The 21,800-nt window shown below is 63.5% G+C and carries 20 protein-coding genes; 5 read left to right on the top strand and 15 right to left on the bottom strand.

Going from position 1 to position 21,800, the window contains the following annotated elements; all coding sequences use genetic code 11:
- Positions 1 to 1,086: 1,086 nt before the first annotated feature.
- Positions 1,087 to 2,535, bottom strand: coding sequence for an ATP-binding protein (locus ACSQ84_RS18015; RefSeq protein WP_436213011.1), 1,449 nt, complete (start codon positions 2,533 to 2,535; stop codon positions 1,087 to 1,089).
- Between the two features lie 378 nt (positions 2,536 to 2,913).
- On the opposite strand from ACSQ84_RS18015, the gene ACSQ84_RS18010 reads away from it, so the two are divergent.
- A complete protein-coding gene (locus tag ACSQ84_RS18010) occupies positions 2,914 to 3,942 on the top strand; it encodes a DUF4274 domain-containing protein (protein WP_436213010.1) in 1,029 nt (342 codons plus the stop codon).
- 110 nt (positions 3,943 to 4,052) lie between these two features.
- Here ACSQ84_RS18010 and ACSQ84_RS18005 read toward each other — a convergent pair whose 3' ends face one another.
- The 8 genes from ACSQ84_RS18005 to ACSQ84_RS17970 all read right to left on the bottom strand — a co-directional run bounded on the left by ACSQ84_RS18005 (position 4,053) and on the right by ACSQ84_RS17970 (position 13,039).
- Positions 4,053 to 4,895 carry an amidohydrolase family protein gene (locus ACSQ84_RS18005; protein WP_436213009.1) on the bottom strand — a complete coding sequence of 281 codons (843 nt, stop codon included), beginning with the start codon at positions 4,893 to 4,895 and terminating at the stop codon, positions 4,053 to 4,055.
- Between the two features lie 96 nt (positions 4,896 to 4,991).
- Positions 4,992 to 5,672 carry a class I SAM-dependent methyltransferase gene (locus ACSQ84_RS18000; protein WP_436213008.1) on the bottom strand — a complete coding sequence of 227 codons (681 nt, stop codon included), beginning with the start codon at positions 5,670 to 5,672 and terminating at the stop codon, positions 4,992 to 4,994.
- Positions 5,669 to 6,172 carry a hypothetical protein gene (locus ACSQ84_RS17995; protein WP_436213007.1) on the bottom strand — a complete coding sequence of 168 codons (504 nt, stop codon included), beginning with the start codon at positions 6,170 to 6,172 and terminating at the stop codon, positions 5,669 to 5,671. Before ACSQ84_RS17995 ends, ACSQ84_RS18000 begins: the two co-directional genes overlap by 4 nt.
- A gap of 56 nt (positions 6,173 to 6,228) precedes the next feature.
- On the bottom strand, positions 6,229 to 9,459 hold the full coding sequence (locus ACSQ84_RS17990; RefSeq protein WP_436213006.1) for an AAA family ATPase: 3,231 nt from the start codon (positions 9,457 to 9,459) through the stop codon (positions 6,229 to 6,231).
- A 227-nt stretch (positions 9,460 to 9,686) separates the two neighbouring features.
- A complete protein-coding gene (purD, locus tag ACSQ84_RS17985) occupies positions 9,687 to 10,967 on the bottom strand; it encodes a phosphoribosylamine--glycine ligase (protein WP_436213005.1) in 1,281 nt (426 codons plus the stop codon).
- A 227-nt stretch (positions 10,968 to 11,194) separates the two neighbouring features.
- Positions 11,195 to 11,494, bottom strand: a complete 300-nt coding sequence (locus ACSQ84_RS17980) for a winged helix-turn-helix domain-containing protein (RefSeq protein ID WP_436213004.1) — start codon at positions 11,492 to 11,494, stop codon at positions 11,195 to 11,197.
- Between the two features lies 1 nt (position 11,495).
- Entirely contained in the window at positions 11,496 to 12,047 is a 552-nt protein-coding gene (locus ACSQ84_RS17975) for a hypothetical protein (RefSeq protein WP_436213003.1), read from the bottom strand.
- An 11-nt stretch (positions 12,048 to 12,058) separates the two neighbouring features.
- Complete coding sequence (locus tag ACSQ84_RS17970) at positions 12,059 to 13,039, bottom strand: alpha/beta hydrolase (protein ID WP_436213002.1); 981 nt, start codon at positions 13,037 to 13,039, stop codon at positions 12,059 to 12,061.
- A gap of 152 nt (positions 13,040 to 13,191) precedes the next feature.
- On the opposite strand from ACSQ84_RS17970, the gene xseA reads away from it, so the two are divergent.
- Together xseA and ACSQ84_RS17960 are read left to right on the top strand one after the other, a co-directional pair.
- A complete protein-coding gene (gene xseA, locus ACSQ84_RS17965) occupies positions 13,192 to 14,814 on the top strand; it encodes an exodeoxyribonuclease VII large subunit (protein WP_436213001.1) in 1,623 nt (540 codons plus the stop codon).
- A gap of 125 nt (positions 14,815 to 14,939) precedes the next feature.
- Positions 14,940 to 15,167, top strand: a complete 228-nt coding sequence (locus ACSQ84_RS17960; RefSeq protein WP_212209655.1) for a DUF2093 domain-containing protein — start codon at positions 14,940 to 14,942, stop codon at positions 15,165 to 15,167.
- Positions 15,168 to 15,276: 109 nt separating this feature from the next.
- Here ACSQ84_RS17960 and lpxK read toward each other — a convergent pair whose 3' ends face one another.
- The 6 genes from lpxK to ACSQ84_RS17930 form a co-directional block, all read right to left on the bottom strand.
- Positions 15,277 to 16,314 carry a tetraacyldisaccharide 4'-kinase gene (gene lpxK / locus ACSQ84_RS17955; protein WP_436213000.1) on the bottom strand — a complete coding sequence of 346 codons (1,038 nt, stop codon included), beginning with the start codon at positions 16,312 to 16,314 and terminating at the stop codon, positions 15,277 to 15,279.
- Positions 16,307 to 17,593, bottom strand: coding sequence for a 3-deoxy-D-manno-octulosonic acid transferase (locus ACSQ84_RS17950; RefSeq protein ID WP_436213114.1), 1,287 nt, complete (start codon positions 17,591 to 17,593; stop codon positions 16,307 to 16,309). Before ACSQ84_RS17950 ends, lpxK begins: the two co-directional genes overlap by 8 nt.
- 16 nt (positions 17,594 to 17,609) lie before the next feature.
- On the bottom strand, positions 17,610 to 18,323 hold the full coding sequence (locus tag ACSQ84_RS17945) for a lysophospholipid acyltransferase family protein (protein ID WP_436212999.1): 714 nt from the start codon (positions 18,321 to 18,323) through the stop codon (positions 17,610 to 17,612).
- Positions 18,320 to 18,592, bottom strand: coding sequence for a DUF4170 domain-containing protein (locus tag ACSQ84_RS17940; protein WP_436212998.1), 273 nt, complete (start codon positions 18,590 to 18,592; stop codon positions 18,320 to 18,322). The genes ACSQ84_RS17945 and ACSQ84_RS17940 overlap by 4 nt, the downstream gene beginning before the upstream one ends.
- Before the next feature lie 107 nt (positions 18,593 to 18,699).
- On the bottom strand, positions 18,700 to 19,509 hold the full coding sequence (locus ACSQ84_RS17935) for an inositol monophosphatase family protein (RefSeq protein ID WP_436212997.1): 810 nt from the start codon (positions 19,507 to 19,509) through the stop codon (positions 18,700 to 18,702).
- Positions 19,496 to 20,890 (bottom strand): TldD/PmbA family protein, encoded by a 1,395-nt coding sequence (locus ACSQ84_RS17930; RefSeq protein WP_436212996.1) that lies wholly within the window; start codon positions 20,888 to 20,890, stop codon positions 19,496 to 19,498. Before ACSQ84_RS17930 ends, ACSQ84_RS17935 begins: the two co-directional genes overlap by 14 nt.
- Between ACSQ84_RS17930 and ACSQ84_RS17925 the strand changes: the two genes are divergently transcribed.
- Both ACSQ84_RS17925 and ACSQ84_RS17920 read left to right on the top strand, forming a co-directional pair.
- Positions 20,871 to 21,089: a hypothetical protein gene (locus ACSQ84_RS17925; protein ID WP_436212995.1), complete on the top strand. Its 219-nt coding sequence runs from the start codon at positions 20,871 to 20,873 to the stop codon at positions 21,087 to 21,089. The two genes, ACSQ84_RS17930 and ACSQ84_RS17925, sit on opposite strands and share 20 nt — an antisense overlap.
- 87 nt (positions 21,090 to 21,176) lie before the next feature.
- On the top strand, positions 21,177 to 21,701 hold the full coding sequence (locus ACSQ84_RS17920; RefSeq protein ID WP_436212994.1) for a DUF6101 family protein: 525 nt from the start codon (positions 21,177 to 21,179) through the stop codon (positions 21,699 to 21,701).
- The last annotated feature ends 99 nt before the right edge of the window (positions 21,702 to 21,800 follow it).

Below are 21,800 nucleotides of genomic sequence, written 5' to 3'. Positions count from 1 at the left end.
TTGATTTTTCGCCGCATGGCTCGCACGAGATCGTCGCTCTAGTGGCCTCTTCCAGCGTTCGGGCCTTCGGCGGCGCTGCCGCTCGCCACTATGCCCTCTCGACTTCTGCGCGGTCAGCCGCCTTGCGACGGCCTCAGTCCCAAAAGCCGGGACACAGCGCAGACCTCCCGAGGTAAGACCGATCGCCTTCACCGCACGCCCGCCGGATTTGCCACCCCGACCATTGATGACCGTGGACTCGCGACCAGTAGCTCGCTCGTCCGGCCGGGTAGGCCTCGATATCCGGTGTTTGTCCATCGGGCCGCGACTTTGCTCCACGCTTTCTTCGACCCCACCTCGCGATGACGCCCTGCGCTTCGCTAGTCCTTCGCCGTCATCAGGCTGGACAGAGGACTTCCACCTCCGCTTATCGTTCATACTCGGCACACTATTGGGTCGACCGGAAACCGCGATGACAGCGGGATGTGTCCGCGATCTCGCGACGCATTGCGCCCGAGGTTTGCTGGAAACTTCAACGCCTCAATCCAGAGGGCGCAGGGAATGCCGGATGCGCGCTGCACCCGCGATCTCGTGTGCAATGTGCACAAAAAGGTGCGCACACGAGCATACAGGGCAGCGGAGAACATCCGACATTCCCTGCGCAATGGCTTTACGGCTTATACACGAGCTCTCCCCGGAGAACGGCTCTTTTGCCTCCGTTGCGCCCCGAAAACTATTGTCTCCAGGTGCATTGACGCCAGCACCGCGGCGTCAGGACCACACGTCTTCGCCGTACGCTCCAGCGCCTTTGGTCAAGGGCACCTTCGCGTCCACCGCAACCCGTCCAACGTCCGTGACGACGGCCGACGCCCTTCTGAGTAGGACGGGATGGCCGAGGATATACCCCTGATTTGACTTCCGTAAAAGCGAAATATTTTTTATTCTGGGGATTGACACGATTTCTGTAAAGCAGAAGTGATTTGCCCGTCGGGTTGATTTGTCGCACCTTTCCCTCCGTCGTCATTCCGGGGCGCGCGTAGCGCGCCCCGGAATGACGGAGAGTCGGGCGTCAAGCGGCAAATTGCGGCTTCCGCCCGGGGGAACGCCCTATTCCGCCGCCGACTCCAGCGGCGCTTCGCGGGGCATGATGATCTGGATCTTCGTTCCCGCACCAGGCTTGGTTTCCAGATGGATGCGGCCGCCGAGGCGACTGGTCACGATGTTGTGGACGATGTGCAATCCGAGGCCGGTGTTGCCCTGGTCGCGCCGGGTCGTGAAAAACGGATCGAACACGTGACGCTTGACCTCCGGGCTCATGCCGCAGCCATCGTCTGAAAACAGCAGCTCGACATTGCCCTTGCCCGACGCCCGCGCCGCAATATGAACCGATCCCCGGCCGCCGTCCGGAAAGGCGTGCGCCACGGAATTGAGCACCAGATTGGTCAGCACCTGGCCGTAAGGCCCGGGGTAGCTGTTCATGGCAAGATTGGATTCGCATTCGACGGTGACCGTCAAATTCCGCAGCCCGAAACGCAACCCACTGACGACCTGTTCGGTCACCTCGCCGAGATCGAAGCGCCGGCGATCCGAAACGTTGCGATCGGCCGCCACCTGCTTGAACGACTGGATCAATTCGACCGCGTTGCCGAGATTGAACATGATCTGGGACGCCGCCTCGCGGCTTGCCGCAATGAATTCCGTCAGGGTCGATCGGCGCACATTGCCCTTCGCGACGTCGGCCTCGAATCGTTTGGTCTTGTCGATCAACGCCGAGGCCACCGTCAGGCTGGTGCCGACCGGGGTGTTGATCTCGTGCGCCACGCCGGCCACCAGCCGTCCCAGCGCAGCCAGCTTCTCGGTCTGCACCAGGCTGCCCTGCGCGGCGCGCAAATCTTCCAGCGATTGCGACAATTGCCTGGTGCGTTCCTGCACCTCGGTGAACAGCCGCGTATTCTCGATGGCGATGACCGCCTGACCGGCGAAGGTTTTCAAGAGCTCGACCTGCGCCTTCGGAAATAATTGCGGCTCCAGCCGCATCACCGCGATCGCGCCGATCGCGACCTCGTCGCGCAGCATCGGCACGATCAGGATGCTGCGATAGCCCGATGTCTTCTGCAGTTCGCTGTAGCCGCCGGAGAGCAGCACATCCGGCTCATGCACCACGCGCCGCTCGCGGATCGCCACCGAGATCAGGTTTTTGCTGGTGAGCGGCGCCGGATAGGCCTTGCGCACCGCCGCCACCGATGCCGGGGAGAACTGATCGTGCGCGACCAGATGGACCTGTTCGCCGTCGCGGCGATAGACGGCGCTGAGCACGCTCTGGCAGAGCCTTGCTGCGTTCCTGACGATCCGGTCGAACACCGGCGCCAGGTCGGTCGGCGCGTCGGCGATGAGGCTGAGGACCTCGGCCGTTGCGGCCTGCCGCTCTCTGGCTTGCTGAAGTTCGAGGGCAAGTCGTTCGACCTCGGTTTGCGCAGCGCTTCCGACATCCGCTTTCGCAGGACTGGAGACGCGCGCCGCCTTCCGCGCAGCGCCGCGCTTTCGTGGCGTCGCCATACGGCTTTGCGGCTCATCCGGTCCGCCGCCTGCTCCAGAACGTCGTGCCATTACCCTGCCCCGGGCCACAGAATAAGCCATCGTATCGGCTTAGGCTAGGAGCGGGAAACGGGGACCGACGGCTGCTGCGGGCTGGACTCGGACATCGTAGCCTTGGCTACGACCCATTTTGCCGCCGGGCGCGGGCATCGTCAGGTCGCCCCAGCACGTCGACGTACTGCCCGATGGCGGACAGGCCGCGTCTATTGCCCGGATGACGGCCACCAACGTGTGCATTTCTGATTCATGAATGGCGCGCGCGGTATCGAGGCTGCAGGGTTAAAGAACCGGTAAACACTTCATGGCTAGATTTTGGCGGCAAATTGCAGCGAGGCCAGCATGTCAGCCGACGCAATTCGGGACCAGACGCAGCCTGACGGCGACAGACCCTCGGATGAAGAAATAACCCGTTGCAGGGACTACCTGTACCACTACGTCATGGTTCAGGGCTATGTAGATCGGCCGTTCGAGGGCCTGTCGTGGGACTACTTTCTTGCGGACGTCCAGTTGGAAGCGCGCGCAGCGCGCGTCAGCATGCGCGACCAGACCGTAGGGTCAATCTGCGACACAATACAGGTACTGCCTCCCACCGCTATCATCCGGCTGCGGGCAGCGCGCTACGTTTACTTCAGCCCTTTGGCTCCCGAGAACGAGGCTCAGGTCGATGAAGTCTTGCAGCCCTTGGACGCCGCTACGGTGAAGCTGATGCGGCAGCGGCGGCACGCTGTTCATGCGATTCATGCCATCGAAGCCAAGCAGGAAGCAGGCAGGAAAGAAGCGGCTGCGCGGCACGATGAACTTTTGACACAATGGTACAAATGCCCGCATGCCCGGATCAGTTCAGAACCTGAAGACTTCCTCCGCTGGATCAAGGTTCAGACACCTGACACCTGGCATGTCATTGTCGAGAGCTGGGACTACAATGCCGGCGATCGAGATGACGTGATCGAGTGGATCTTCGAGCAGCCGAACTGCGACCTCGGCACGGCCGCACAATCCTTTTTCACCGTCGGGCTCGCCGACGAAGAGCCTGAAAAGCTCAGTCCGGGCTATCGTCGCAGTTGGCACCTCATGAAGCGCATCGCCGACAATTGGCAAAATGGATTCTATGTACGCAATGAATTGCAACACTCGGTCGAACCCTCCCACATGAAGTACTATGATGAGCTGATAGCTCGCCGGAATGCCGAGGGTCGTCCGCTTCCCTGGAAGGTGCCGGGTCCGAACGCGCGCCGGTTTGGCGCGCGACGACCAGATTCGGCGTATTTCTATGAGCACGGCCATTTGAAGCTGGGTTTTGCCGTGTGGAAACGACACCGCGAGCGCTCGGGATGTGGTAGGGATTTTCCTCGCTGTTGCGAGGCATAGTCGCCACGCCTGATGCTGCTGAATGGAAGTCCGCCCAGCTTATTGGAAACACCCTCGGATGACGATCTTCATCGGTTGTAGATGGATTGCAGACGCGGCCGGCGCGGTGGCTAACCCTTCCTCGGTGACCAGCCATAAGCCTTGGCACAGGCACCGCCCATCAGCATTGCCCGCTCGGTGTCGCTGAGGCGGTCGGTCTTGAGGAAGGGTTCGACGGCCTGCGCGTAATTGACGACGGCGAAGGCGCGGGTCCAGTCGGTGCCCCACAGGCAGCGATCGAACCCCCAGGCCTCGAACACGCGGGCCATCGGATCCCAGATGTCGGGATACGGATACGGCTCGCGGGACAGCGTGCAGGCGCCGCTGACCTTGATCACCGCGTTCGGGCGCCTGGCGAGCGCCAGCACCTTCGGCAGGTCGGCCCAGGGTTGCGGCGGCGCGGGCGGCACGCGCGGCTGCAGGATGCCGAGATGATCGATGATGAAGCGCGTGTCGGGATGGCGATCGATGATCGCCGTGCCGGCGTCCAGATTGTCCCAGCACAATATGTTGACCGGAAAATCGTGGCGAACGGCGGCGCGCGCAATCCGGTCGAGGCCGGGATGATCGGGATCGCGCTTGTTCTCCCTTGTCAGCATGATGCGGATTCCGACCGCGCCCGGCGTCTTCTTCCAATCGGCGACGACATCGGCCACATCAGGGTTGTCGGGATCGACCGGCTTGACGATGGCGAGCCGGGTAGGATGGGCGCGCTGCACTTCCACGGCATAGCTGGCATCGTAGCGGTACAGGGAAAAAGCGGAGATGAAGATCGCGCCGTCGACGCCGACCTTGTCCATCGCCGCCACCATCTCGTCACCGGTGACGTGATCGGGCCAGTTCGGCACGCTGTGCCAAGGCCGCTTCGGCGTGTTCGCCTCATAGGCGTGAACCTGGGAATCGATAATCGCCATCGGGCAGTGCCTCCGTTTTGCGGCGATTTTGGGATTGCCGCAGGGGCGTGTCCAGAGCGCGAAGACGCGGGGAAGCCCTGCGCGGATTGCAGCCGGCTAGCTGCACCTGGCGAGCAGGGTAAACTCTCGCATGCCGTAGTTGTCGAGCACATCGACAGCACAGCCGAGTTCCCGTTCGCAATAGCGGACCCACGGCTCAGGCCCGGTGCGGTAAAGACTGGCCGCCTGCGCATCCGTCACAACCGCCGTCTCCGCCACGAAGTTGACGGCAAAACCACGGCGGCTGGTGCGCCTGATGTCACCGAGCATGGTGGCGATGAAGACTTCCCAGACGCCGCGGGAATAGCCGACATGGACGTTCATGATGCCGCTGGCGACGGAGTAATCCGCAACGCGCGGAGCTGCCCTGCCAACGACGAAACGGCGATCGGGGCCGCGGAAGCGCCGGCGCGCCCGGCTGATCATGGCGCGCGACAGATCGACGCCGAGATAGTCGATCGCAGATTCGCCGTGACGCATCGCAAGGAATGCACAAAGCGCGCCATAGCCGCAGCCGATGTCATTCAAGGAGAACGGCGCAGAGAAATCGCAAATCTTGAGGAGCTGAACAAAGCGCATGTTCTGGGTGGCCTGGCACGACCAGTCGACGCCGAGCGGCGTGGCGCCATGTTTGGCGACGCGCGCGCTGTAATAAGCCTCGACGCCGGCGTACATGCCTGACAGCGTCTCGCTGTCAGGCGCCACACCTGTGCCTGCGGCTGGTGCCGGGCGACTCATTTCTTCTTGGCCTTCTTGGCGCGCCGATCCCTTGCGGCCTTGGCGGCCTCCTGCTTGGCCACGCTTGCAGGCTTGGTCGGAATCGAAAGGATCCGGTAGGACTGCGTGGTGAAAATGAGCGGGTGGCCTTCCAATGCGAACGTCACCCGCGGGTCATCTTTCATAAGGTGGGTGGTCACATGCAGGGGCGGCGTACCCCCCGGTACAAGCACGAGGGCCTGCTTGAATGCCGCGATCACCCGCTGATACCCATCCAACTTTGGCACATCCGACGGGTAGGTGTGCAGCGTGTCGAGAAAGCTGAACCAGCGGTTGCTTTCCAAAAAGCCGCACGGCACGATCCCCAACAGCGCAAAGGAGTCCTCCAGGGTATGGTTGCTGGAGAATATCCCAAACTCTTCCTGCAACCTGGTCATCTCTTCTATCCCGCCGGGACCAAATCGCCTGTTAAGCATCGCGAGAACGTCCAGCGTGGTGTCATCTCCGATCGCAAATCCCATCGACAAGCCCTCCGGTTTCAAAGTCGCCACTGGAAAACATCAAGGTCGTGCAGCCGTCATCCACGCTGTTCAAGGCAGGTTCGCAGCTGCGTCAGCCGCGGCTCAAAGAATGCCGCACCAGATACGTTCAACAATTCCTCGGCACGCAAAATCAGTTCACCAACCTCCTTGTCGTTTTTGGCATCGCCAGCGGCGGCCAGAACGAGGCCGCGCAACAGCGTTGCATGAAGCTCGGCAATCCGATCGGTGCGTCGCCTGGCGACCGCAACGGCTTCGTCAACCGTCGCCAACGCGGCATCGAGATCGCCCGCGCGATAGAGCGCGTCGGCAAGATCGGCCAGCATGCGGGCTTCGAATTCCAACCCCGCCCGCGCGTTGCGGGCAAAATCGATCGCCTGTCGGAGCAGATCCGCGCCCGCGGCAAATTCGCCGGCGGTCGCCTTGGCGAGCCCGGCGCTCGCAAGCGCGGCAACCCGCAAATACGGCGTTCCGGATTGCTCGGCCAACTCGGCGACCTTGTCGGCGTGCGGCCGCGCGAGTTCTGGATTACCCACACCCCAGGCCATCTCCACGGACGCAAAATGCGGGATGAACTGCACCACCGAGACGACACGCTCGGGGACCGCCTGCAACACTTCGGCAAGCCGCTGCTCGGCCTCGCGAAACCGGCCGAGCCGGACCAGAATTCGCGTCCTGAGGCATTTGATCCAATGCTCGACATCGAACCCCAGAATTTGATTGGGGTTGAGGCCAAGGGTGACATTGCTGTCAAAGCCGGCCTGTTCGGCAATGGCGACGAGGGCCACCTCGCCGGCATTGAGCGCTTCGTGCAGGCGGCCGGACAAGAAGAAGGCCTGGCTAAGCATGGCATTGACCGTTGCAAAACGCCCCACGTCGCCTTCGCCCGACGTCAGTTTTGCGGCATCCTGTGCCAGATTGACGTAGTCATCCGCCGCCGCGGTCGCGGCCAGGATACGGCCGTAGGCGCCAAGCAGTATCGGCTCGTTCATCCGGTCCGCGACGCGCGCATATCTGAGCGCCTCCTCGGCGTAGGGCTTGACCTCTTCGGCCGATATCCCTTCCCGCCAGCCGAAGTTCAGGATCTGACCGCTCGCCATCGCACGGAGCCGGTCAATATGCTCGGACTGCGGCTGATCCTGCAGCAGTGAGCGAATTCTCTTCCAGTTCTTGAACGCTTCGGCGGAATTCGTCTTGCCGATCCATTGCGCGGCACGCTGCAGATGGCCGGCAGCCTCCAGCGTCCGACCGGCCGCTTCATAGTGATAGGCGAGAAGTCCCGCGAACTGGTCGAGTTTCCCCCAATCGAACGATTCGATCGTTTGCGCGACGGCAGAATGCAGCGCAACGAGGCGCGACCGCAATTGCGTCGCGTAAGCCACCTCCTGGATCAGCGGGTGACGAAACCCGAGAAGGCCCTGATCGTAGGGCGGCAGATCATACAACAACTCGGCCTGCCTGAGCTGCGATATGGCCTCCAGCAGCTCGTCATTGGGCAACGCCGCGACCGGTTTCAGAATAGACATCGCGACCAGCCGGCCGATCACCGCGGCGGTTTCGAGCACCTGCTTGGCGATTTCCTCAAGGTGGTCGATGCGCGCCGCAACGACCGCCTGCACCGTGGCAGGAAGCGGGACGGTATCGATGCCGTGCTTCAGCCGATAGGCGCCCCGCTCGCCTTCGACGTCGCCACGTTCCGCAATCGCGTTGGCGAGTTCCTCGAGGAAGAACGGATTGCCCTGCGCGCGCTCGATGACATTGCGGCTGAGCAGGGCCAGCGAGGGATCCTCGCCGAAATGTTCGCGCAGCAGCCGGTTCGCCTCGGCCCATTCCAGCGGAGGCATCACGATCTGGCGGTAATGCGAGCGTTGCGTAAAGGATGCGGTGAAGCCGGTCCGGAAATTGACGACCAGCATCGTCGTGGTGCCGACGATCGCGTCCGCCAGCGCCTCGACGAATTCTTCGCTCGCGGCGTCGATCCAGTGCAGATCCTCGATCAGCACCACGGTCGCCGTTTCGCCGGGACCCGACCGCACGATGGTCCGCACCAGATCGAGCAGTTGAATCTTCAGCGCGCGCGGATCGAGTTTTGGCGCGGGACGCTGCGGGTCCGCCAAGCCGAGGAATTCGAGCAACAGAAGCAGCTGTTGATCGGAAGAAGCCATCGGCGCGAAGCGGTCCGTCACCCTGCGCCGCGACGTGTCGACCGGGTCCTTGGCCCGAATGCCGAAGTAGTCGCGCAACAACTCCAGCACCGGCTGGAATGGCGTCGCCCGGCCGTGGGCGAGTACCCGACCCTCATAGACCCGAATGCCCTGCCGGCGGCAATCCTCGGCAAACTCGAAGCACAGGCGGCTCTTGCCGATCCCGGCGTCGCCGACGACGCCGACCAGACGCCCTTCGCCCTTGACCGTACTCGCGAGTTCGTGTTCGAGGGCGGCGAACTCCTCATCGCGCCCGATCATCGGCGTCAAGCGCCTTCCGCTGCGGAAGACGTCGCTTGCCGGGGCGTTGAGCAACCCGGTCAGCTTGAACACCTCTATTGGAGCAGCGATTCCGCGAACCGTCTGCATGCCGAGCGGCACGACTTCGACAAATTGTTTGGCGCCAACATAGGTATCCCTGGTGATGAAGATGCAGCCCTCTTCCGCCATCTGCTCCATTCGATTGGCGAGATGGACGTTGGCGCCCGCGGCGTCATAGGTCTGGTAAATGGTGTTTTCGATGGTCTGGACGACGACTTCGCCGGTGTGCAGGCCAACGCGAATTTGCATGTTCGGATCTTGCAGCCGCGCGATCGAATCCTGCATCGCGAGCGCGGCCAGGCAACCGCGAACGGCATGATCCTCGTGCGGCCGCGGCGCGCCGAACAGCGCCATGACGCCGTCGCCCTGGATCTTGTTGACGATCCCATCGTAGCGGTGAACGGCATCCTTCATCAGGTTGAGCACCGGCTCCAGCCGCTGCATCGCCAATTCCGGATCGCCAAGACTGTCGATCAGGCTGGTTGAATTTCGAATATCCGCAAACAGCAGCGTGAGATTTTTGCGTTCGCCGCCTTTGGTGCTGAGCGAGCGGAGCAGACGTTGCGGAGAGCTACCGGGGCCGCCCCCCTTGCTCGTCAGCGCCGTACCGCAATGACCACAGAACCGGCTTGTAGCTCCATTGATGGTTTGGCAGGCGTCGCATTTGAGGCCCAGCGGCGAGCCGCAGTTTTCGCAATAGTCGTTGCCGGACCTGTTCAGGCTACCGCACCGTACGCACTGCATGGCCAGCCCCTACGACGGCCGAGACCGCCAATTTCCACCCAGATGAGCACAACTCGACATTCTGCACAATTGCAGCGCTCACACGGTTTCGATCAATTGAGGCGAATTTGTTGCGGCAGGATACGTTAGCCGCGTGGGCGCTGATTGACCCACGATCGATCGGCGTCTCAGAATGGTTGTGGTTATCCCCGCTGGCCGAATTCGCCCCAATGTCGAGCAGCAGGAAATCAGGAAGCGCGCTCTCGCGCCACCGCCTGCCAGCCGATATCACGGCGGCAAAAGCCTTCCGGCCAATTGAGGCGGTCGACGGCCGCGTAGGCGCGCTGCTGCGCCTCGGTCACCGTCTTGCCCATGGCGCAGACGTTCAGCACGCGGCCGCCGCTGGCGAGAATCTGTCCGTCCTTTTCGATCGTCCCGGCGTGGAAGATTTCGACGGCCTCGACTTTCGCGGCTTCGTCCAAACCGCCGATCACGGAGCCTTTGCCATAGCTGCCGGGATAGCCTTTGGTCGCCATGATCACGGTCAGCGCCGCATCATCGAACCAGCGCAGGCTGAAATTCTTCAATTGCCCGTCGGCTGAAGCGATCAGCGCCGGCAGCAGATCCGACATCATCCGCATCATCAGGACCTGGCATTCCGGATCGCCGAAGCGGGCGTTGTATTCGACGAGTTTCGGGCCGTCCCTGGTCACCATCACGCCGGCAAACAGCACGCCCTTGTAGGGCGATCCCATCGCCTTCATCGCGCGCAGCGTCGGATGGATCATCTCCTCCATGACGCGCGCGCACATCGCCTCCGTCATGACCGGTGCCGGGGAATAGGCGCCCATGCCGCCGGTGTTCGGCCCCTGGTCGCCATCGAAGGCGCGCTTGTGGTCCTGCGCGGTCGCCAGCGGCAGCGCGTGCTCGCCGTCGCACAGCGCGAAGAACGAGGCTTCCTCACCGACCATGAATTCCTCGACCACGACCTCGGCGCCGGCCTCGCCAAAGCCGCCGCCGAACATCATGTCGACGGCATCAAGCGCCTCGGCTTCGCTCATCGCGACGACGACGCCCTTGCCGGCGGCGAGGCCATCGGCCTTGATCACGATCGGCGCGCCCTGCTGGCGGATATAGGCTTTTGCCTGCTCGGCGTCGGTGAAATGCGCATAGGCCGCGGTCGGGATGTTGTTGTCGCGGCACAGATTCTTGGTGAAGGTTTTTGAACTCTCCAGCCGGCCCGCGGCCTGGGTCGGACCGAACGCCTTGAAGCCGGCGGCGCTGAGATCGTCGACCATGCCGGCCGCAATCGGCGCGTCCGGGCCGACCACCACGAAATCCACCTTGTTGTCCCTGCAGAACCCGATCACGGCCGGATGGTCGGTGATGTCGAGCCCGACGCATTCGGCATCTTTGGCGATGCCGGCATTGCCCGGCGCGCACCACAATTTGGTCAGCAGCGGAGATGCGGCGATCTTCCATGCCAGTGCGTGTTCGCGGCCGCCGGAACCGAGCAGGAGGATGTTCATGGGTTTGGCCAGATGTGGAGTTCGATCCGGTTTCGGTCGCACGAATCTCCCGCCGCCTGCAAGGGGATTTCAACAGGCCCGGTCATTCCCCGATGCGCAATTGCGCATCTGAGGGCGCGCGCAGCGCGACGCCACGATGTGCAATTGCACATCGGGGTATCCATAACCACGATCGGGAGTATGGATTCCGGGCCAGCGCCAAGTGGCGCATCCCGGAATGACGAGAACTACCTTCCCGAGCCTGCAATGATTTCCTGCAGCATGGCGACATGGCGGGCAAAGGCACTGCGGCCCGCGGCGGTCGCGGTCACCGTGGTCTGCGGCTTCTTGCCGACAAAGGCCTTATCCACCGCCACATAACCGGCCTTCGACAGTGTCTCGATATGGGCGCCGAGATTGCCGTCGGTGGCGCCGGTCAGCTTTTTCAGCTGGGTGAAATCGAGCCCCTGCCCGTCCGGCAGCGCGGTGAGCGCCGCCATGATCCGCAGCCGCAACGGCTGGTGGATGACGTCGTCGAGCTCGGCCATGTCAGCTCCGCCGCATCCAGAGTCCGCCGACGATGAGTCCGCCGCCGTGCGCCATCGCCATCCACAGCAGGAACGCCGCACCGATGTAGTAGTAGCCGATCAGCGTCAAGGCGGTCGTGCAGATCGCGATCACGATAAATGCATAACCGAACCACAGCCCGGCGATCCCGTAAAACAACATGCCATAGAGAGCCCAGAACACGATCATCTGGCGCGGCCCGAAATGACCGAGCACGATCGAGCAAAAAGCGCCGAATGCACCGATCAGCAGAAAGGTGATCAACGAGCGGATCGGAAAGGGCTTGCCGCCAGAGCGGATATTGGTGAATACGCCAATGGCAATGGAGACGACGAGACCGGTGAGATTGGTGACGGTCCAGATCGCGTAGCCCTGACGCGGCCAAGTGTAGTTGGCAATGTAGGCTGCGACCAGCAGCACGCCCCACATGGCGACGATGAGACCGGAAATCTGGTAGATCCGCGATTGGCGAACGCGCTGTACGACGTCGTTGATCTCGGCGAGCGCTTCTGAGGCTTGTTGGCTGTCGATCATGATCTCAGGTCTCACCGGGTTGCGATATCTTCGGATATCACGGAAACCGCCGCCGCCGTGCTGACGACATCCATGTGATTGATGTTTTCAAGGATGCGGACATCGATGTTCGCCTTTGGTGAGCGACGGACCGTTTCCTCATACTTCCCTGACAGCATCAGTTCGTCATCGGCGCCGGCGATCAGCGTCAGGGGGCCCTTGGCCGCGTCGAGATCGACGCGATAGTCGCGATGCGTTCCGAAGTTGGCAAGCAGACGGAAGGAATATTCCGACGTCAGAATGCGTGTCGTATTGGGCGGCACTGCAAAGGCAATGACAGGAAGCTGTTCGCAGCATGGTAGTCCGGCCGCATGCAGGAGACTCAAGGCGATGATGCGCGGCAGATTAGGGCTGGCCCAACCGCCGGCGTTTTCCCGGCTGGAGGCCGCCTTGGTGCCGAGATATGGCGACAGCAGCACCGTGCGCGTGAACAGGTTCTGGATCGGCGAACCCGCCACCCGCAATGCGAACGCGCCGCCCGACGAATGCCCGACCAATGTCAGCGGTGCGGATGGGATTGTCGTTCGGATCAATCCAACGAGGTCGGCCATGTCGTCTTCGAGCTGACCGATATAGCCGATGTCGCCGCGCGTGCCGGACGCACCGTGGCCGCGAATGTCGGGCACAAAGCTTTCGACCCCGCGGGCCGCAAGGCTCTTGGCGAGGGGATGCACCGCGAGGCTGGAACCGGATGAGCCGTGGACCAGAATCGCTACGCGGCCTGTTGTCGGCTCGCGCGGGGCATAGCGGCGATACGCGAGCCTCGATCCGTCCCGGGCTTGGAACGTGAGAACGGGGGGAATGCCTTCGCGATCGCCAGCCCGTACCGTTTCGGAAATGAACGCCAGGGTCGGCGGCTTTGTCACCGGCCGGGCGATCATGCCGACCAGCAGCAGCGTGACCAGTCCCGCTGCGGCGAGACCCCAGACAACCAGCTTGAAAAATCTCGACATGATCGTAGCCGCCATGATGGGAACGCCCTCTGTTTACTTATTGTAGAATACTCTGTATTACAGAGTACTCTGGTATGCAAATCTTGATTTGCGAGGATGGCTGAAATCCCTACCTTGCGTACAAACCCCAAAAGCCTGATTCGATTGATGAGATGCCAGCGACAGAACCACTACTCAACGCGCCCGAATTTACCGTCTCGGAACTGTCCTCCGCCCTGAAGCGGACGGTGGAGGACGCCTATGGCCATGTCCGGGTGCGCGGCGAAATCTCAGGCTTCCGCGGACCGCATTCCTCCGGCCACTGCTACTTCGCGCTGAAGGACGAGAGCGCCAAGATCGAGGCGGTGATCTGGAAATTTGCCCATGCGCGCATGCGCTTCAAGCCGCAGGAAGGGCTCGAGGTAATCGCGACCGGCAAGCTCACGACCTATCCGGGCTCGTCGAAATACCAGATCGTGATCGAAGCCATCGAGCCGGCCGGCGTCGGCGCGCTGATGGCGCTGGTGGAAGAGCGCAAGAAGAAACTCGCCGCCGAGGGCCTGTTCGACGAGGCGCGCAAGCAATTGCTGCCGTGGCTGCCGGAAGTGATCGGCATCGTGACGTCGCCGACCGGCGCCGTGATCCGCGACATCCTGCACCGACTGCAGGACAGGTTCCCGCGCCGCGTGCTGGTGTGGCCGGTGAAGGTCCAGGGCGAAGGCTCGGCCGAGCAGGTTGCGGCGGCGATCCGCGGCTTCAATGCGCTGCCGGAGGGTGGCCGGATCCCGCGGCCGGATTTGCTGATCGTCGCGCGCGGCGGCGGCTCGCTGGAAGATCTGTGGTCGTTCAACGAGGAGATCGTGGTTCGCGCCGCCGCCGAGAGCATGGTCCCGCTGATCTCGGCGGTCGGCCACGAGACCGACATCACGCTGATCGATTTTGCTGCCGACAAACGCGCCCCGACGCCGACGGCCGCCGCCGAGATGGCGGTTCCCGTGCGCAGCGAATTGCTGGTCGAGGTCGCCGGCCTCGCGCGGCGCACCATGGTGTGCTGGCTGCGCGGCCAGGAAAGCCGCCGCAACGAATTGCGCGCCGCGGCCCGCGCCCTGCCCGCGGCGGGCGACTTGCTGGCGATCCCGCGGCAACGGCTGGACAGCGCAGGCAGCGCCCTGCCCCGCGGCTTGAAAGCCAACACCAACGCGCATCATCGCCGCTTCTCGCAGCTCAGCGCCGGCCTGACATTGAAAGTGCTACGCGGGCAGGTGTCGCAGGCGAGGCAGCGCCTGATCGTATCCGGCGAGCGCATCAGGCTTTCCGCGCGGGCATTGCTGCGCAACCGGCGGGATCGTTTTGCCGGACTGGAAGTCCGGCTGAAAGCATCGAAACTTTCCAACGCGCAAGCGCAGCGCAACGCCATTGCGCGCGCACGCGAGCGCACGCTCAGGCTTGCCGAGCGCGCGCGCCGCGCGCTTGATACCGCGATGCAGCGCCGTGAGGCCCGCGTCGCCCATAGCGGCCAGTTGCTGTCGGCGCTGTCGTATCGCGGTGTGCTGGCGCGCGGCTTTGCGCTGGTGCGCGACGAACACGGCCACGCCGTCCATGCCGCCGCCTCGATCGGGCCGGGCGCGCCGCTGTCGATCGAATTCTCCGACGGCCGCGTCGCGGCAACGGCGGATGCCGACCGGCCGGCGGCAACCTCGGCACCGACGAGCCAGCCGACCCTTGCCCGGCGCGAAACCAAGACGCTGGCGCCCAAGCGCGTGGTGAAACCGGTCGATCAGGGCAGCTTGTTTTAGGCCCTATTCATCACCATCGGGTGGGTTTCGGGAGCGGACAGCCCAGCCTATCTATGATAGATCGAATTTTGGAAAATACACTTTAGCCGGCCCCGTGAATTGGCCGGCCTGTCGGAGAGTTTACGGTGCTGAATAAATTCGGTCCCTCGGGACATGGCGAAGCGCAGGTGCAGTATCTGGATGGCGATTTCCGCGTGGTCTCACCGGGAACCTATGTGCGCTGCGCCATATCGGATGTGCGGATCCCGCTCGACGAGTTGAAATACTGGAGCGTCGATCTGCAGGAGGCCTATTCGGTGCCATCAGCCGTGCTGCAGCGGCATTTTCCCGGCGCGCTGAAGACGCAGGGATAAACACCGCCGTCGTCCCGGGCTTGACCCATAACCACAAGCCTTTGTGGTTAGGACCGGCTGCAGCTCCAGTTCGCTTTAACAACTGACGACGGTGGCTATGGGTCCCGGGTCAAGCCCGGGACGACGAGCTGCTGAATTTTTTCTCGCGGGCCTTGAAGAGATGATCGGTCACGACCCTCTTCAGCTTTGCGGCATCCTCAAACTCCAGCGTCACCGCAAACGGCACGATCGGCTTCGCCCAATCCGGCAGGCTGCCGCCGGCCCGTAGCCGCGCCAGGTCCTTTTCCGTCGTCACCAGCGTCAACGCCTCGCGGCCGGCCTCGGCGATCAGCGTTTCGATCTCGCCCATGGAAAACGCGTGATGGTCAGCGAAGGCGCGTTGCCGGACCACTTCGACGCCGCTCGCCGTTAGCGTGGCAAAAAATCTTGCGGGGTCGCCGATGCCGGCAAAGGCCAGCACGCGCTTGCCGCGCAGCGCAGCGACGGATGCTTCATCCGGCACAAGACGCGCGCGCAGCACCGGCTTGTCCTGCGCGGCAACCTCGGCCGCGACCGCTTCCGCTGCCGTACCGTTGCCGACGATGATCAGCGCATCGGTGCGCGCCAGTTGCGGCGGCAAGGGCGCGCGCAGCGGGCCGGCGGGAAACACCTGTCCGTTGCCGAGGCCGCGGCCGGCGTCGATCACGATCAGCGAGGCGTCCTTGCTGACCGCCGGGCTCTGGAAACCGTCGTCCATCAGGATCACGCTGGCGCCCAGCGAGCGCGCCAGCGGAACGCCGTCGGCGCGTTGGCGCGCGACCACCACCGGCAGCGTCGCCGCCAGCATCAGCGGTTCATCGCCGACATCGGCGGCGGCATGCCGCTCCGGATCGACCCGCACGGGGCCGTGCAATTTTCCGCCATAGCCGCGGCTGAGCACCACCGGCGTCTCGCCGAGATCGCGCACAAGTTTCGCCAGCGCCAGCACGGTCGGCGTCTTGCCGGCGCCGCCGACGTGATAATTGCCGATGCAGATGACGGGGACGCCGGCATCCAGTCCCCCGCGCTGCATTCGTCTTGCGGCGATGGCGCCGTAGAGGGCGGCGAGCGGTGCCAATAGACCGGATTGAAGGGAGGGCGGGCCGTGCCAGAAGCGCGGCTCACGCATTCGCGGCTCCCATTTCGAGCCGCAGCTGCAACAGATACGGCTCGAGGGCGACCAGCGTGCGATCCAGCGCGCCGCCGAGTTGTTCGACCACGCGCTCGGAGGCGACCAGCGAGGCCTCGCGCGCCCTGGGATCGGCGAGCAGCTGACCGAGTTGTTTGACCAATGCTTCCTGGGTGTCGGCCCGGCGCGCGCCGCCGGCCTGATCGAGCGCCTGGTAGACGTCGCTAAAATTGAACACGTGGGGACCATGCACGATCGAGGCGCCGAGCTTGACCGCCTCGATCGGATTTTGCCCGCCATGCGCGACCAGCGATCCGCCCATGAACACGATCGGCGACAACCGGTAGAACAACCCGAGTTCACCCATGGTATCGGCGACATAGATGTCGGTGGCAGCAACAGGCAATTCCTCGCGCGAACGCAACGACGCGTGCAGGCCTGAAGCCTCGATCATCCGCGCGATCGCCTCGCCGCGATCGGGATGCCGCGGCACGATCACGGTGAGCAGGTTGGGAAAGAATCCGGCGAGCGTCTTGTGCGCCTCCGCCAGCATCTCATCCTCGCCGGGATGGGTGGAGGCCGCGACCACGACGGGGCGCCCGCGCGTCATCGCCATCAGCCGCTCCAGCTTGGCGCTGTCAGCCGGTGGTGCGGGAACGTCGAGCTTCAGATTGCCCGTAGTCACGACGTTGGGACAGCCAAGCGTCGAAAACCTGTCGGCATCGGTTTGCGACTGCGCCAGGCACAATTCGAACCGGCCGAGCAGCGCCGAGATGGTGCCGGACACCCGCCGCCAGCGCGGAAACGAGCGAGGCGACATGCGGCCATTGATCAATACCATCGGCAGCCGGCGCGCCGCGCTGGACAGGATCAGATTCGGCCACAGATCGGATTCGATGAACAGCGCCAGCGAGGGACGCCAATGGTCGAGAAACCGCGCGACATAGCGCGGCGAGTCGTAGGGCACGTATTGATGGATGACGTCGGGGGGAAATCGCTTGGCGACCACCGCCGCCGAAGTCACCGTGCCCGAGGTGAGGAGGACGCGCAGGTTCAGCGCCCGCAGCTCTTCGACCAGCGCTGCCGAGGCCAGTACCTCACCGACGCTGGCGCCGTGAATCCACACCAGCGGCCCGACCGGGCGAACATCGGCGCTGACGCCGCGGCGCTCGCTAACGCGCGCCGGATCTTCCTTGCCGAGCTTCAGCCGGCGGCTGATGAACGCAGGCGCCAGCGGCACCATCGCGGACGACAGACCGCGGTAGACGCGCAACGTCATCGGCAGCGGCAGCGAATTAACCAAGGGCGGCCTCCGGACGTCCGACAGCCGCGTAGGCGCGACGGGTCGCTTCGTTCAGATAAGTCTCTACCTGTTGGCGCAGCTTTTCCATGGTCTCTGCGTCGGCATCCGGCGGCACGAAAACCGCATCAATGCCTACCACGGCACCCCTGCCGAATGGCAAATTGATGGTGGAGGAATCCCAGTTTTTCAGCCGGATGAACCGGCTGGTCACCATCGCAAAAGGGAGAATCGGCCGCCCGGACTCCCGCGCCAGCATGATGAGGCCGAGCCCCACCACCCGCGCCCGCTTCGGCACGTCGGCGGTGGTCGCGACGTTCCAATTGTCCTCCAGCGCCAGCACCATCTCCCGGAACGCGCCGACGCCGCCCTTGCGGTGAAAGGCGCCGCCATGGTCGCCGGAGCCCCGGATCGTGCCGATGCCAAGCCGTTCGGCCGCAATGGCGTTGAACTCGCCGTCGCGATGGCGCGAGATCAGCACCTTGGCACGATGGCTCGCCTTGGTCTTGATGAACGGCGTCATGAAATGCTGGCCGTGCCAGAACGCGAGAATCGCCGGCATCACCGGCTCGACCTGGTCATAGACATCGGCCGGCTGGTAGCTGAACCTGTTGGTCAGCCAGACCAGCCGCAGATATTCGGCCGCAAGCACACCGAGCGCGCGCTGAACCCAGCTGCTGCGCAGCAAATCGCGAAAGAATCGTTTCAACGGGCAGGCTTCGTGTCTTGCTTGGTATCCTGCTTGGTGTCCTGACCCGGATCGAGCAGCCGATGGAGATGAACGACGAAATAGCGCATGTGGGCGTTGTCCACGGTCTGCTGCGCCTTCGCCTTCCAGGCCGCATGGGCGGTGGCGTAATTGGGAAACACGCCGACGATCTCGACCTGGTCGAGATCCTTGAACGTCGTATGTTCGAGATCGGTCAACTCGCCGCCGATGACGAGATGAAGCAATTGCGGCTGGGCACTATCTGGCATGATGGTCTTTCCTAACGAGGCGCCCGGCAAGCAAGGTTGGCGATTTGGTTCGCAAGATTCTGGTTCGCAAGATGGCGTGGCATGACGAGCCCTGACGCATGGCGTGTTCAGGGCAGCGGTCGGGTTCGAAAATGCTCGACAATGCGTGCATGCCGATCATGTCCCGCTGCCACCAGCACCCCGTGCGTCACCTCCCGGCGATTATACTCAATCGTGTCCCCCGAGAGCGCGGTCATTCTACCATCGGCTTCCTGCACGATCAAATTCGCCGCCGCAAGGTCCCAATCGCGGCTCTGGCCACCGGCAAAGGCCGCATCCAGGCTGCCGTCGGCGACCCGGCACAACCGAAGCGCCAATGAGCCGATTCGCGGATGCAGCGTGATGTCGTCCGGTGACGGGCTCAGCCGCTGCACCAGCGGCTTCGGTCCGGCCATGCGGGAAAAATCCAGATCGGTGCCCGCGCTCGCGAGCACGCGCTTGCCGTTGAGTGTCGCGCCCTGCCCGCGCATCGCAAAGAAGAACTCGTCGGTCGCCGGCGCGAACACTGCGGCCAGCACCGGCGTAGCATCGGCAACCAGCGCAATGCTCACGCACCAGTCTTCGCGGCCGGCAAGATAGCCGCGGGTGCCATCGATGGGATCGACGATCCAGACCACCTTCTTGCCGAGACGGGCATCATCATCGACGCTTTCTTCCGACAGCCAGCCGTAATCTGGCGTTGCCGCGCGCAGCCGGCTTTCGATGAGATCGTTGACGGCGATGTCGGCTTCCGACACAGGCGACGAGGCACCCTTGGTCCAGTTCTTCAATTCGGTGCGAAACAACGACAGCGCCAGCGCGCCCGCCTCCCGCACCGTTTCCGTCAGCAGCGCCGCGTCACGCGCCTTGATAAGGTCGAGCGTATCAGCGTCCGCCAAGCGTCAAACCCTCGATGCGCACCGTCGGCGCATTGACGCCATAGCGGAATTCCAGATCGTTGGCGGGCGTCATTGATTGGAAGATCGGCAGCAAATGACCCGCGATCGTCACCTCGCTGACCGGATAGGTGATCTCGCCATTCTCGATCCAGAAGCCGGACGCGCCGCGGCTGTAATCGCCGGTCACGCCGTTGACGCCGGAGCCGATCAAATCGGTGACGTAAAAACCCTGCTTGATGTCGGATATCAGCTCGGCCGGCGTCGGCTCGCCCGCCTCCATGTGCAGATTATACGATCCCGGCGACGGCGACGACGACACGCCGCGATGCGCGTGCCCGGTCGTGACCAGTCCGAGCTCGCGCGCGGTCGCGGTGTCCAATAGCCACGAGGTCAGCACGCCCTCGTCGATGATCGCGAGCTTCTTCACCGTGACGCCTTCGGCATCGAAGGTTTGCGAACGCAAGCCGCGCACCCGCAGGGGATCGTCGATGATGCGGATGTTTTTGGCGAACAGTTGCTCGCCCATGCGGTCTTTCAGGAAACTGGTCTTGCGCGCGATCGAGGCGCCGTTGACGGCGCCGACGAGATGGCCGACCAGCGAACCCGACACCCGCGGATCGAACACGACAGGCACCTTGCAAGTCTCGACCTTGCGCGGATTGGCCCGCGCCACGGTGCGTTCGCCCGCCTTGCGGCCGACGCTTTCGGGCGCGACGAGATCGGACGCATGCGGCGCCGACGTGTAGTCGTAGTCGCGCTCCATGCCGGTGCCTTCGCCCGATATCGCGGTCATCGAGATGCCCTGGCTCGATCGCAAGTACGAGCCGTGGAAACCGGTCGAGGTTACCAGCACCATGCCGCCGATGCCGCTCGAGGCCGAGGCGCCGCCGGATCGCGTCACGCCCTTGACCGCAAGCGCTGCGGCCTCCGCTTCAACGGCGCGGCGTTCGAGTTCGGATGTCGAGGGAACCGTGCGATCGAGCAAATCGAGATCGGCGAACTCGCGCGCCAGCAACGCGGGATCGGCAAGCCCGACATATTTGTCGTCGGGCGCCACCTTCGCCATCGCCACCGCGCGCTCGGCCAGTTTCGCAATGCCATCGCCGCTGACGTCGTTGGTCGAGACCACGGCCTGGCGCTGGCCCACCAGCACGCGCAATCCGACATCATCGCCTTCAGAACGCTCGGATTCCTCGACGCGGCCGTCGCGCACTTCGACGCCTTGCGAGACGCCGCGCACCGCGACCGCATCAGCCGCATCGGCGCCGGCGCGCTTGGCGGCCTCGACCAGTTGCTGCGCCAGCGCCGACAGCGCCGATTGGTCGAACAGGTCGGAAGATGAAGTCCTGGAAGATGAAGTCTTGGATGGTGAAGAGTTCACAAACAAAATCCCTGACATTGAAGCGGGTGGGAACGCAGATCGGCCGACCCATCAGATGTGCCTGATTCACCGGGATTTCAAGCATTTTGACGCCTCAAAAGCCAATCATTTTCGGTATCAAAACAAGAACTTGTCAATCATGCGCGCCAAGCAATTGTCAATCATGCGGGCAAAAGCAGCGGAGGTCACCATGGGTTAACCAGCCTTTTTAAGCTGAAACGGAAACCGCTCGGCTAAGGTCTCACGCATCGACCGGGAACATAATTCCGGCGGGGAGACTAAAGCCGTGAGGCGTCAAACAGCAATAAGCGGGATCAATCCCGCCGGGTCGGGCCGCGCATTGCGGCTCGACCCTCTTTCCCTTCCGCTCCGCTTCGATGCGCAGGACACCCGCGCCGACGGCGGCGTGCGGCAAATCGAACTTCACCGCGAACGCGTCGTGCTGCGCCGTGCCGTCCACGGCATGCAGATGGCCGTCAATGTTCGCGTCAGCGATTTTCTCGGCGTGGCTTTGCGCGGTCTCGACGACGCACAGATGCTGGTGCTGGTGCATCGCGATCCCTCGCTGAACATTCCGCTCTGCGTCAGTTCCGATGCCGAGGAGATTTCAACCGCCTGGCAGATGTGGAGCGAGATCTTCGCGCTTCCGCAATTGCCGGAAGACAAGGCGCGCGAACCGGCCCAGCGCCGCCGCCGCCACAACGCAATCCGCGCCCGCCGCCCGAAGTTTTTGGTCCGCCGCCGCGCTGGAGATTTGCTCAACCCCGCGAATATTCATCAGGGCGAGCGCGAGATTATTGCAAGGGATTAGCGTTTCATTTTGCTGTAAATGCCGACGTCATCCTGAGGTGCGCGCTCCTTTGCGCGCCTCGAAGGATGGCCGCATACGCCGGGGCCTGCCATCCTTCGA

It is taken from the genome of Bradyrhizobium sp. LjRoot220 (assembly GCF_964252915.1).
GTDB lineage: Bacteria > Pseudomonadota > Alphaproteobacteria > Rhizobiales > Xanthobacteraceae > Bradyrhizobium.
Note: the sequence above shows the minus strand (reverse complement) of the source record. Positions and strands in the feature narration are given on the sequence as shown.